Genomic DNA, 13,821 nt, shown 5'->3' with positions numbered 1-13,821 from the left:
TTGCCAATTCCCATTATTCGATGCCAGCTCATAATCCAATAACTTTTCAGCAAAATAAGCTTCTCCCCACCGCCAATCTATAAGTAAATGTTTACACAAAAATCCCGCAGCAACCATTCTGACTCTATTGTGCATGTAGCCAGTTGCGTTTAACTCCCTCATACCTGCATCAACCATGGGATAGCCGGTTTTCCCCTTTTTCCATCGTTCGAATTCATCTTCATTATTTCGCCATTGAATATGGTCATATTTCGCTTTGAAATTGGAATACACAATCTTTGGAAAATGATATAAAATCTGCATAAAAAACTCGCGCCAGATAAGCTCATTTAAAAAGGCCTGATAGATCTGTGCTTTTCGCACAACCGCTCGTATACTAATCGTTCCAAAGCGGAGATGCGGCGATAGATGACTGGTTTTATTCAGTGCCGGGAAATTTCTAAGTGCCTCGTATTCGTCCAAATAATCCAAATCATAATCAACGACTCTGATTTTCGATTGGATAAATCCTATTTCCGATAAAGTAGGTAAAACAAAGTCACATTTTAAGAAATTAGCATTTGTTTCTGAATCGAAATGTTTGATTTCTGTATTTTTGAATTTCTCTAGCCATTTGTTCTTATAGGGCGTGTATACCGTATAGGGCGACTGATCTGCTTTAAGTATCTCTCCTTTTGCGAATATAAGCTGATCTTTGAATATGCTGAGCTTAGCGCCGTAATCAATTACAATTTCTTCAATAGCACGATCACGTTTTTGGGCATAGGGTTCGTAATCTTCATTAAAATAGACATTTTGAACATCAAATTTTTTGAGAATTATTTTCCAGACATCTTCCGGCTTCCCCTTTTCGCAATAAATACTACTCGAATGATTTTCGAGAATCTTATTCAAAATTAACAGACGCTCATAAATGAATGTAACACGAGGATCATCTGCTTCAAGCTCATCTAAAATATTTGTATCAAAAATAAAAACTGGCAGAACCGGATAAGGACCATTAAGGGCTTCAAATAAGCCATGATTATCTTCAATTCTCAAATCCCTTCTGAACCAAAATATCGAAACCTTCAATTTCTTCATGATTTAATTATTTACAAGCATCTTACATTTTTTTGGATGGAAGTTTAAATAAACCTCTCATCAAGCCCATGAAATTTAGTTTTGTTGTAAAGCGTTTTATTATATTTCCTTTATTATTGGTTAATTCTTTATCCATTTCAATGTCTTAAACATACCAGTCATACCAGAAACACAACATATGGTAATCATTAGAATACCCCATGTTATTGGCTCATTCATTTCTTTTCCAATAATTATCGTCATAGGTAATACAACATCAACCAGCATTATCAGTCCGCCAAAAATAAAAGTCAAGACTTTCATAGTTTTATTTTCAGACAGTAGCGGAATAAAAATAGGGATTAATGAAACTGCTATCCAAATTGTAACTGTATTAAATACTCCAATTGTCATTTCATCAGGAGCAATCAAGAGTCTTATTACATAAATCATGAACCCTATAAGTAATACTAAAAATGTCAATGAAATTCTGAGTCGTTCGAATTTGATATTCTCCATTTTGTTGTTCGTTTAAAATGCTTTACAGCGGTCTTTCTTCTATTGCTATCTTTGCAACAGTCTAGAAGTCACTCATCCATTCCTCTAGGTCTATTTATCTTCAGGTCTACGCTTTGTAGTCGCCATTTATTATGAATGTATAGTTAATAAATTGAAATATATAATTCATATTAAGAGTAGATGCTTGTAAAGTAATTGTTTGTCCAATTATACCCGTCGTTTGATCAGTTATACCCACTGCTTGTCCATTTGTACCCATCGTTTGATCTATTGTACCCATCGCTTTATCGAGTGTACCCACTGATCGTTCATTTGTACCCGCCGTTCGTTCTTCTTTGAATGCTGAAGTATCTTCTTTTACTTAATACGGTTATCAAAATAAACAAAATATTGTATGTGAGGAACATTATAACAATTAAATTATTAAAATAAGAATCCTTCTGATTGAATCTTCTAAAGGCTCAGCATATAATTAATGACGCTACTATAAAACTCTTTTTGTTTTGTGAGGAACGAGCAAAATAAAATGTGCTTGGTTTAACTGAGGTCGGTTTTGTTTTCGAGCTAGCATACAACAATTGATATAAAAAATGTACGGTGTTAATGACTTTTTATGTATCAGATTATTCATAGTAAATTAATTTGCGGTGTGTCAAGTACGAATTAACTTTCAGGCTAAACATGAAACCGCATTTTTTTTATTTTGTTAGCAAACTTTGTTCATTGAAATCGATAAAATATTTGTAACCCCTCGCCAAAAGATAATTTTGGTAATGCTTCTTCTTGAACTTCTATTATTGAATAACTCCGATTCGTTCTTACATGATTTTGAAATTGATTGCAAGGAAATCCAAGTATAACAAGTCCTTAATCTTTATATTTTTGATGTAGTTTTTCGAATTCATTTAATTGAGGAGGCAAGCTGCACTTTGTAGCGGTATTTACAAATAACAACAGCCTATTTTCAAAATTTTATGATGAAATTTTAGAGTTAAAAAAGAATGAACGTTTGGTCTTTTTAGTAGTTAACTTTGAGCAATAAAAAATTTAGCAGATGAAAATAAATGGACATGTGATTAACACATAGACTATTAATTAGTTAGGGCTCCAGTGTTCGGCTATGATTAGTTACTAATCCGTAAAAACCGTCAACAGTAACATCATCACCAGTTTGTATTATGGCTGTAGCGTCCGGAATTCCAGTTACACAAGCTATTCCATATTCTCTGGCAATAATTGCACCGTGCACTAGCATGCCACCTCTACGTTCCACAATGGCAGAAACTAATGGAATTACAAAGGTCATGTTCGGATCGATGCTATCACAAACCAATACTTCGTCTTTTTTTACTTTTAGCAAGTCTTTGTTGGTTTGAATTACTCGGGCATTGCCCCGGGCTATGCCTTTGCTGGCTGGCTGACCACGCATTTGGCGAACGTTTATTTTCCAAGCTTGATTTTTTGCATGAGTTTCAGGTTTAATTTCCGGTTCGTAATTAGGAAACTTCAATGCTTTTATGGCTTCTTCGGCATTTTTAACTAGGTCAATATTATGAAACCGATCCTTAAATCTAACATTCGTTTCTTTTATTGAATCAGCAAGTGCTGCATATACCTTTCCTAAGTAAATATTGTCATCGTCACGCAATTGATAACTTTTCTTTGCTAATTTCAGTACTTTTTCAGCAAAAGACTGGTCATTTTTGTTAAAAGCAGTGATAAAATTTTGTTCTTTATTTTGGTGATTTTGCTTAATTGATGACATGCTATAGGAAGCATCAACATATTTTGCGATTACATCTTTAATTTGTTTATCATTTAATTTTTCTTCTCCCATAATGGGTTGAATATTTTCACCAATTAAATCAATCAGATGTTTTAATTCGGGGTTATTATCAATATTCGAAATATTAAGGGTGTGGTCTTGCTTTTTCAACGCATCAACTGCTGCGGCGATTTTGTTATTTCTCGTTGTGCTTTCCATCTTGGTGGGCATAAGCAGCTTTATAAATTCAAAGGGGTCATCTGGTTTCACCATATCGTTATATAGCACGCCGAATAATCTTATACCATGAGCAAAGGGAATACATTCATCCCAATAAATGGCATTCCATCTTGTGAATGTTTCTTGCCGTTTTTTTATTTCCTCAATCAATTCTTCGTTCGATAATTCAAAAATGCGGACAGTATTTAATTGATTTGCCTCACTTTCCATGGCCGGCAATATTTCATGTTCAATCCGGATGGCTAGTTGTGATAAATTTTCAAAACTCCTCTTCAAGCTAAGGTTCCATTTTTTTTCATCATTATTTAATAGTGTAATTGGACGGCTTTGAAGTAAGTGAAAAATATTGTTTTTCAATGTCCATTCCACATCTTGAGGAGCATCAAATAAGGATTCAAGCTTCATCATTTTTTTGTAGATATACTGGACTTGAGCTTTGTCAATAGAGAAAGATAGCTTATTAGTTTGTTTTACTATAGAAACTCCGCCTTGCTTTTTAGTATTAACAATTTTTGAATGTTGTGATTTGTGTGAGTCCTTTAATTTGCCAGTTTGCCGGTTTAAAACAAATCGATCGGGTTCAATATCACCATCTACTAATCCTTTATTTAAACCGTAAATACTTTCAATAACTGCTTCGTAATTATTATTTGGCGATTGGCAAAATCCGATGCCGGAAACTTCTCCATCAATTAGTTCCTGAATTAACACGGCCATTGCACTATCATCAAATGAAACACCCATTTCTTTTCTATACAGCAATGCCCCATCTGACCAAAGTGAAGCCCAAACCAACCGGATACTTTTTAATATGTCTTCTTTGCCTATTACATTCACAAATGATTCATGAATACCTGCAAAAGAACTTCCCGAACCATCTTCGGCTAAAGAGGAAGATCGAATAACCAGGGGCTTATTGGGGATTTGCGAATTAATGGCTTTGATGATTTTGTCTGCCATTTGTGTGGGTAGCTCAGTTTTTAAAAATTGATTTCTAATTCGTAATGCGGCATCCCACATCTCTTCCCAGCGCATTTCCTCCAGACTTTTTCGAGCCAATTCGGTTATTATATATTTATCAAGACCCGTACTTTTTATAAATTCGAGATACAAATTTTTACTCAGACAGATGCCTTCAGGAGTTTTGAAACCTTTTTGCTTGGCCATAAATAACGACCACGCTTTATTGCCCACTTCATTAACGGGTGGCACCAGATTTTTACTGTCAAAATAGTAGATAGCATTCATTTTACATCAATTTCTGTTACATTCTGAAAATGATCAACCAATATGTATTTGTCCACAGTAATTTTTACCAATGAGCATTGAGGGGTTTCTATAAACTCTTTAAGATTTGGGTGTTTTGATAGAAAAACATTCGCACAATCCTTCCACTGTTGTTCAGGTACTTCAATCGCTGATCCTAGGGCGGTAAGTGCTTCAGCTTCCATAATGTCGCTTATTTCGTTAAGCCTAGTATCAACAAGAATCGAGACGTGGGTTGATTTGGTTAAGTTTTGATATTTCCTGCTACCTCGTGGCGTAGCAAATATTAGTTCACTATAATTGCTAGTATTTGCAATTCCTACTAGCGACGTATAGGGATATTTGCTTCCTTGTGTTGCTAATACTCCAAAAAGCTGAGAGTTCAATATCTTTGATATCCGTTTAAATATTTTTTCTGATGTTATCATATGTGAGGTGTCTGTATTATTTATAAATCCTCTATGCTATTTGTTTTACAAGCCGATTGAGAAGTACAAATTAATCAATATAATTGCAGCAGCAAGAGCTAGCTACGAAAAAATATACCGAACGTTCATAATTGCTGTTAATTGTCATCCTGATTTATAGGTGTTTGAAGGATCTTTTTTTATAAAGCCAACGCATTCAATCCCCTGTACTAGGGGAAATTTCTCATAAAGAATCACCTTGTTTTGTGAATAGTTCAGGTCTATTCAACTCAAATGCTTTAACCTGAACAGTACCCAGCTGTGCTTTGTATCAGGAATTGCCATCAACGTATTGCATAAAACCAAATTGGAATCCAGATTCAATAAGAGAATTTAATCTTTTTTCGATTCCAACATGGATGACATTAGGGATTCCAAAGCCAGTGATAAACCGCCAGTTTTTTTTCCTGCCTATGAACTGAAAAACCTAATGCGAACAACGGTTAGTATAAGAGCAGTAGCGGGTTTCAAAACGCACTTTTCAGATGTTTAAAATCAATGCACTTCTGTGCTGTAGATGTCACATTTACATCAGCTTACCTGTGTTTTTCATATGCATTATTGTGCTTAGTTATTTATCCATTCAGAAACTTTTTCGATTAGTTCAAGTCTTTTGTCAGAGAAATAATGATCAGTTTTCATTAAAAGATATTCAACATTATCTAATTTTTCAATCCACTCTTTATTTCGATCGTTTTCATCAAAAACTAAAAGACTCTTTTTACTTAAATCATTTTTAAAATTCAGCGGATTGTATAGATTCTGTTTATCAATTAATTCTTGAATAAATTTTTCAGAATCAACATTGAGCATAAATAAACTGTTGACATAGTTTTTTGCCTCATCTAATGTTTCTTTAGATGCTGTATTTGCATTAAATGGTGAGTAAATTGCTGTTTTTTTAAACTCTATTATCTTGCGCACCACTAAGTAATGCAATTCCTCCACCCAAACTATGACCAAAGAGAATATACGAATTAGTCATAGTTCTATATTTTTCAGAGTTTTCAGTTGACGAGAAAAAGTCAATTACTTTTTTTACATCTTCAATACAATTTAAATAAAGAAATTCTCCTTGACTTCCCCAAGATCCTCGATAATTGAAATAGATTACATTCCTTCCATTTCTTCTTAATTCTTGCGCCAAATCAAGGTTTTTTTCATTGCCTGGAATTCCGTGAAGAAGAAGAACTGTTTCTTTTTTCTCTTTTCCAGCTGCAAACATTCCGAAAGCCGCAATTGAATCTTTTCCTATTGTTATTGTAATTTGTTTGCTAGTTGCTGGATAATCAATGTTGCTATTTTGAGCATATAAGCTGTAGCCAAATAGAATAAAAATAATTAAAAATGATATTGAATGGTTTTTCATTTAGTTCGTTTTCTTTAATTAAGCACAACGATAAATTGTGTGAGTAGTGGCAGATTGCGTGGCACTTTCCTGTCAAACCGCAACGCAGTTTGAGCGGGTTACAAACCTTGATATTTCGCACATTGCCTACCATTACTTATACAAAATATTATGCTTTGTTTTTTCTATCAAATCAAGCGTGAAATTTAATATTGTATCTTCATTATTTTCAGTGTCTTCAATTGATTGTTCAACATTATAATCTGGTATTACTCCATGAGACATGTCCGTATTTCCATTAGGTCTAATCATAAATGTAGTTGATGAATGGCATCTTAATCTAGAATTTTTCAGTTCAAAGTACAAATTATTTCCGAAGCCAGTTGGACAGTCACCTGTCTCTGTTCCTATAATTGTACCAAGTTTATAATCTTTAGCAGCTCCCAGAAATACAGTGGTAGCAGAATATGAATTATAATTTGACAACACGAAAACATTACCTTTAAATCTATATGGGTTTTCTGTTGGTTCAGTTAAAGGCAGATCAACTATTAAATTTTCTCCGCGAGGAGTTTCGAGCAATGCTTTAAATAACTTTTTAGTTTTTTTATTAAACCACGATACAGTTCTCAGATTTACCAACCAACGAATTATCCATGGAGCTTTACATTTCTGATATTTTTCATATCGCTTGCTTCTCTTCATCATAAATGTGGATGCTAATGCTTCAGAGTATGGTTTATCTGTTATAAAGTCGATAACGGTCCTTCCATTTCCGTCATTACCGCCCCCATTATCTCTAACGTCAATAATCAAGTTCTCACATCCGTTTTCTTGAATCTTCTTGAATTGTTCTTTTATTTGGATTTTAAATTCTGATATTGAACCAGAGTAAGAATTAATTTTTAAAATGCAAGTTGAAGTATCAACTTCTTTAAGAACTATATTTTCACTTGACAAGTTGTTGTTTTCGCTAAGCGATTCCCAATTCTTTAAATATGCTTCCCATTTCTGTCCATCAACAGTGTATGTTCCAATATTTGTTTCCACTGTATAAGGTCCTTTAAAGTCAAGTATCCACCAAATGAAATCAACAAATTTCCTTTCGAGTCTTTTAATACTTGATTTTTCTATCGGACTATGTTCATATTTTAAAAAAATATTTATAATATCTTCTGATTTGACAGAATTAATACTTTTTATTTCTGTTTTTTCAGGAATATTATTCTTTGAGAAATCACGTTTAATAAAAATTCTTTTATCCAATGTGGTTTCTATTTCCATTGGAAAAAACAAACCATTAGCTTCGTACTGATAGTGTCTCCATATTCCACTGGGAAATTTCACTCCACTATGTGAATCATTTAATAAATCAACTAAAGGTGTAAATACTTGATAAAATTGTTGTCTGGTTAGAGAGTCATTTATTGAGTTTTTAAGTTCTATAGCAGCATTATAGAACTCCTCTTTTGAAATTTTCATGTATGGATTCACATGTACTTCTTCTAAGATTTTAATAAATTCATCTATATCATCGAGTAGTTTAATGGCTGGAACTTTTTCATTTATCTCTGACGATTTAATTTCATTTGTTTTGCAAGAATATCGTTGGGCAAGACAATTGTAAGATACAATTAAGAAAAGTATTAATAAATAAGGTTTCATTTGAAATATTTTTCAATCATTATATTAAGATTGTTTCGTGTCGTTTTTGTAAAATAAAGCACAACGTTGTTGTGTATGATTAGTTGCGTGGTTAAGCGTCTAATTTAGCAAATAAAAACTGACTAGAAAATCAGCTAGGACTCTCATAAGCAGTCTATAACTAAGCAATTAGTTATACACGGTGTTGGCAACTGGCTTTTGCACAATATTTAATTCACCCAAAATTTTAGGTTAAATCAATTTGCCTTTGTAAAAGCTACTTTTATTCCGAAAATTATTAACGCAGCTCCAACAAAAGTTTCAATCCTTTTTTGATAGCGTTGAAATTTACTTAGAATTAGAGGATGAGAAAAGAAATAAGCAACAGAATAAAACCAAATAAAATGTGCTAAAGAAATGATTGCTCCATAAATAATTTGAAGAACTAAAGACGTGTCTACATTTACAATCTGTGTAAATATACTTAAGAAAAAAATTGTAGTTTTTGGATTTAAAGCATTGGTTATAAATCCTACTTTAAAAGATTCGAATTTACTGACTTGATTTACTTTCTTGTTTTGAACAATATTTTTCTTAATACTAGATTTAGAAAAAATTGTTTTAAATCCAATAAATATTAGGTAAGCAGCTCCAATATATTTAATGATTGAAAAAAGAAAAATAGATTTTGATATTAAAATAGCTAATCCTGCAATTGAATAAGCTACATGAAGCCATATAGCAAGACTTATTCCAATAGCAGCATATATTCCTGCTGTTTTATTATACACAATACTGTTTCTTGACACCATAAAGAAATCTGGACCTGGACTAATAGCCATAAAAATGGATATACTAATAATTGCTAAAAACTCTGTTGATTCTGTAAAAATTGATAATTCCATCTATTTATTATTTAGTATTCGTTTTTCCGCTTGTTGCCAACTGTTTTGCTAAGTTTTGTGGACGATTAAAGTTGTGCCTTATCAACCGACCAAAGGGGAGCTCACGAAACGAAGTGAGTAAACCGCCAAATAAGCAAGCCGCATTTTTAAATCTCGAACTCCTTTGAAAATAGAGTAAGTGAGTCATTTTAATGGCTTGCTGGTGTTTATTAATTGTACTAAACTTTCGAACTGCTCGTCACCGCCCATAAAATTTAGCTTTTGTTACCAACTGGGCTTTTATCATTTTATTTTTATGCATTCCACAAACGATTTTGTCTCTCTCACTATTTTAAGGATTTTGGAATTTTCTATTTTAATTTTTGTTTCAGATCTTGGTTGATGCCCGTCTTCTATAATTACTCTACCATCCATTTTAACTAGTCGACCTAATTCTGTCAATAGCTCTTTCGGTTGTTCTATCATATGAAACATGTCTAAGGCATATATAACATCGGCTATTTCACTTTCAATGTCCGTTTTGTAGCCAGTTGCAAGTGTTGCATCAACATTAGATAACTTATATTTTTTTATTTTATCATTTACATTTTTTATTGCTAGTGGATGAATATCGACAGCAATAACTTTTCCTGAAGTTCCCACCATCCTTGAGGCATCTTTGATATATCTTGCAGGGCCACAACCATAATCTATTACTGTTTGCCCAGATTTAATATTTAGGACTCTTATGTTTCTGCTAGAGTAGTTCGTTAAGAAATCCATTAATTTCATAAAAAAGGCCATGCCCCTGAAAGCGAGATTAGGAATATTCTCTCTGCCTTTTCCTGTCATTAAGCTAGCTACCTTGTTAATCTTATCCATTTTTCCATGAATTAAATTCTATATCTGATCCTTGATTAGCCTGTATGTAAAGGGAGATAGTTTACAGTTGTACAAGTCACATAGTTGACACTATGTTGTCTGTTAACCGAATACTCTTTTCTCTATATTTTAACAGTTTATCGTTTATGTAGCCTAAAAATACATTACGATAAAAGACTTTCCAAACTCCATTACCTAATTCTTCTATCCCGACATATTTCCCAGCCAGTGCTCTTGTCATATAAATCCAATAATAAGCTTTCCATCTAATAGCCCCATTTTTAATCACATACTGAAGCTGAATACCGTCAGGATAATAATATTCCTCTATTTTATCTATGAACGGTCTTCTTGACCTGATGTGTACCTTTGCTGGCGTTTTCATCTCTAGAGCTTCATGTGGCCTTATATTGTTATGTTCATTTAAAAAATGATTCATACTTCTTTGTTCTCCTGTAAGGTTATGTGCTGGAGGCATAGCACATTCAGCTTTAAGATCGCGATGCATTCTTTCATGTCTTCCATTTTGTTCTGGATGAGCGGGATCTGAAAATACTATGCCTACTATATTTTCGATGGAAAGAAAGTGGGTAAACAATCGGAAATTGTTCGAATTGTTCTGCCCCCTATTGAATAGAATTTCATGCTTCGGCAAGCTCAGCAACCGAAATTCGACTGGCTCAGTGTCCGACTAAGATCATCGAGCTTGTCGAGATGCCGTGACTATTATATAGAAAACAAGCCTCACATCGCTATATGGATATGAGGCTTGTTTCATAATTAACGCAGTGCTTCGACAAGCTCAGCAACCAATTTTCTACGAGCTTAGATAAGAACACTTCGGTACTTCGACAAGCTCAGCAACCTTCGTGTTAGACTACATTTAAGCTTCTTTTACCAAGACACCAGTTACCGAGGCACCGAGCCTCTCGAGATGTGGTTATCGAGCTTGTCGAGATGATTACATAAAGCCACCACCACCTTGGGTTTCGCGGCTATCTCTATGTTTTCTTCTCTTAGCCTTATTTTTTCCGCTACCAAATCGGTAAGCAAAGCCAAGGTATGCTGTTCTACTCTCCCAATGGAATTCTCCATTCTGATTGTAAGGTATTTTTGAATTGAATTTGAACTTCATGCCTTCGAAAATATCATTCACTCTAAAGGTTAAGGTTCCTTTTCCTTTTAGGACTGAATAGCTAGCACCCGTATTGATCATCCACATTGGATCTACTTCAAACTGTAGATCTTTTCCTCCACCACGATACATGGCAAACAATTGGAATCTCAATTTTTTGGTTGCCGTAAAGCTATTCGATACCCGAACATTGAAGGAATTGTTTGTGATCTCGAGATTTTCATCATTTGAAACTCCGGTCTCTTTCTGGATATATAAATCGGAACTGGCATTCATCGACCACCATTTAAAGAATCGGTAATTTGCCGACAGCTCAACACCGTAACGATCATTACTATCGGTATTGTAGTACGACATTTCCACCTTTTCAATATCCAAAGGATCTTTGTTCAATACTCTCGAAATATTGCCATTTACTCTACGGTAGAATGCTCCAATTGTAGCAGAACCTTTCTCCATTCCTTTGGTATAATTGAACTCGAAAGAGTTGGTGAATTGAGGATCTAATTCAGGATTTCCAAACGAGCTAATCAAAGGTGTACTCCACTCTCTAATTGGATTTACTTGCCCAATAGATGGTCTGTCTACTCTCCTGCTGTAACTCAACTGATATTGATTTTTTTCGCTCGGATTCAAAGTTAAAAATACAGAAGGATACACAGTAAAACGACTATCGGTATATTTAGCTCTTTCATCTCCTTTAATAAATTCTCCATCTACCTCGTACTGCTCAAGTCTGGCGCCAATTTGCATCGTGAATTTATCTATCTTGTGATTTAAATTCACATATCCCGAATAGATACTTCTGTCGTATGTAAATGCAGAATTGCCTATTTCATTATTAGTAAAATCATGTTGATTTGTTTCTCTTGAATTCTCAGTATTATTTAATCTCAACTCCAAACCTAATTCCAACTTTGTATTTTCCGCCAAAGGATTTGTGTAATCCAGGTTTAGAAGCGTATTGGCGTAATCATTTTCAACAGCATCTATATAATTCGAAGTCAAGTCAATCGGATTAAGCAATTCAGTATAGGTTGCATCTTCAGGAGAATCACTCTTGCTATAAGTCGCTTCGAACTCCAGGCTGTGTCCTTCTTTTTCAAAGTCGGTTTTATAGTTAAAATTATAAGTTCCGGTAGAATTATTTGTTTCAGATTTCATTAAACTATTATAATCCAAATCTGTTCCTCTAAAAATCTTTGTATTTCCATCAAATACACCATCGCGAAAATTCTGTGTGGTATAAAATGAAAGAGTATTCTTTTTATTCAAATAAATATCAGCTCCTACTTTTAGCAACTGGGAATTGTTATCGCTTAGAAATTTAAATTTCTGTAAAAGATCATTATCAAGAATTACATTTCCATTCTCATCTTTCGAACTTCTTAAAACATCACCATAATTGTCTCTTTTTCCACCGTTAGCACCAAAATTTATGAAAAAGTTCACCTTACCAGTTTTGTAATTCATATCTAAAGAGCCATTCATACGAGTATTTTCTCCTCGTGTCACTCCCATGTTTACATTTCCGTTAAAGCCTATATTAGCATTCTTGTTTAGTACGATATTGATAATCCCACTCATCCCTTCAGGATTATATTTTGCCGAAGGATTCGTAATTAACTCGACACTCTTAATTGAAGTAGATGGGATTTGTTGCAACAATTGGGCGGCACTAATGTTAGTTGGTTTACCATCGACTAATATTCTTACATTTTCGTTACCTCGTAAGCTCACTGTTCCCGTCTGACTATCAACACTTACCGACTGTACATTGTTTAATACCTCCGAAGCTGTTGCTCCTGCTGCAGTTAGGTCTTTACCTACATTAATAACTTTTCTGTCAATCTTCTGAGTTACTGTAGATAATTCGGCTCTCACAACCACTTCATTAAGTACTTCAGAATCTTCTTCAAGACGAATGGTTCCTAGTTTATAAGTCGAATTTTTAGCTGTAAAATCAAGTTCTTTAATAAAAGGCTTGTATCCGATATATTGAATTTCTATAACATGCTTTCCTTTTGCAATTTTTTTGATCTGAAATTCCCCATTATCATCTGTAATCCCTCCGGTTAATATTTGATTGTTTGCATCTCTAATTACAATATTAACATAGGGCAATGCCTCATTGGTATTTTTATCGATAATAAGGCCTGAAACGTTACCCATCTTAGCATTGACATTTTTGGGCGATTCTTCTGCAAAATTAATAAAGGGATACAGTATCAGAATGGCTACAAATAGAATTCTTCTCATAATTTTTTTTTTAGGTCGGTTTTGATTTATAACTATAGGACTACACCATAGGTTTTTTAGTTACACGATAGGTTTAGAATTAACATTTCTTAACAGCTAAGATTGAAACAGATTCCAATGCTTGATGGTAAAGACTTCTTTTAAAACCAACATATCATCACCCCACCATTCATCTTTAGTGCCAACAGCTGTATTATGCACAAAATCAAGACAAAACAATTATTAGAATTTATTTCCCTGTTCGATTTCGAACATCTCATGTACGCTTTTGAGTTTTAAAAAGTCACTCACAGATGATTCAATAGCCGCCAAAAAAAAATCTGACAGAGTCTTTTCCGACTAGCTAGCGC

11 protein-coding genes are annotated in these 13,821 nt (G+C 33.8%); all 11 read right to left on the bottom strand.

The window, feature by feature from the left end; translation table 11 throughout:
* On the bottom strand, positions 1 to 1,083 hold a 1,083-nt coding region (locus ABY905_RS07615), incomplete at its 3' end, for a deoxyribodipyrimidine photo-lyase (protein WP_372642191.1).
* A gap of 120 nt (positions 1,084 to 1,203) precedes the next feature.
* Positions 1,204 to 1,581, bottom strand: a complete 378-nt coding sequence (locus ABY905_RS07610) for a hypothetical protein (protein ID WP_372642189.1) — start codon at positions 1,579 to 1,581, stop codon at positions 1,204 to 1,206.
* Between the two features lie 1,099 nt (positions 1,582 to 2,680).
* Complete coding sequence (locus ABY905_RS07605; protein WP_372642187.1) at positions 2,681 to 4,834, bottom strand: PEP/pyruvate-binding domain-containing protein; 2,154 nt, start codon at positions 4,832 to 4,834, stop codon at positions 2,681 to 2,683.
* On the bottom strand, positions 4,831 to 5,280 hold the full coding sequence (locus ABY905_RS07600; protein ID WP_372642185.1) for a pyridoxamine 5'-phosphate oxidase family protein: 450 nt from the start codon (positions 5,278 to 5,280) through the stop codon (positions 4,831 to 4,833). Before ABY905_RS07600 ends, ABY905_RS07605 begins: the two co-directional genes overlap by 4 nt.
* Before the next feature lie 606 nt (positions 5,281 to 5,886).
* Complete coding sequence (locus tag ABY905_RS07595; protein ID WP_372642183.1) at positions 5,887 to 6,243, bottom strand: hypothetical protein; 357 nt, start codon at positions 6,241 to 6,243, stop codon at positions 5,887 to 5,889.
* Positions 6,221 to 6,688, bottom strand: coding sequence for an alpha/beta fold hydrolase (locus ABY905_RS07590; protein ID WP_372642182.1), 468 nt, complete (start codon positions 6,686 to 6,688; stop codon positions 6,221 to 6,223). Before ABY905_RS07590 ends, ABY905_RS07595 begins: the two co-directional genes overlap by 23 nt.
* A 132-nt stretch (positions 6,689 to 6,820) precedes the next feature.
* Positions 6,821 to 8,332 (bottom strand): S41 family peptidase, encoded by a 1,512-nt coding sequence (locus ABY905_RS07585; RefSeq protein ID WP_372642180.1) that lies wholly within the window; start codon positions 8,330 to 8,332, stop codon positions 6,821 to 6,823.
* A gap of 236 nt (positions 8,333 to 8,568) precedes the next feature.
* Positions 8,569 to 9,216, bottom strand: a complete 648-nt coding sequence (locus tag ABY905_RS07580; RefSeq protein WP_372642178.1) for a LysE family translocator — start codon at positions 9,214 to 9,216, stop codon at positions 8,569 to 8,571.
* A 282-nt stretch (positions 9,217 to 9,498) separates the two neighbouring features.
* Positions 9,499 to 10,077 (bottom strand): class I SAM-dependent methyltransferase, encoded by a 579-nt coding sequence (locus ABY905_RS07575; RefSeq protein WP_372642176.1) that lies wholly within the window; start codon positions 10,075 to 10,077, stop codon positions 9,499 to 9,501.
* A 76-nt stretch (positions 10,078 to 10,153) separates the two neighbouring features.
* Positions 10,154 to 10,675: an integrase core domain-containing protein gene (locus tag ABY905_RS07570; protein WP_372642174.1), complete on the bottom strand. Its 522-nt coding sequence runs from the start codon at positions 10,673 to 10,675 to the stop codon at positions 10,154 to 10,156.
* A gap of 363 nt (positions 10,676 to 11,038) precedes the next feature.
* Positions 11,039 to 13,471: a TonB-dependent receptor domain-containing protein gene (locus ABY905_RS07565; RefSeq protein WP_372642172.1), complete on the bottom strand. Its 2,433-nt coding sequence runs from the start codon at positions 13,469 to 13,471 to the stop codon at positions 11,039 to 11,041.
* Positions 13,472 to 13,821 lie beyond the last annotated feature (350 nt).

The organism is Ancylomarina sp. (assembly GCF_041555295.1).
Taxonomy (GTDB): Bacteria; Bacteroidota; Bacteroidia; order Bacteroidales; family Marinifilaceae; genus Ancylomarina.
Note: the sequence above shows the minus strand (reverse complement) of the source record. Positions and strands in the feature narration are given on the sequence as shown.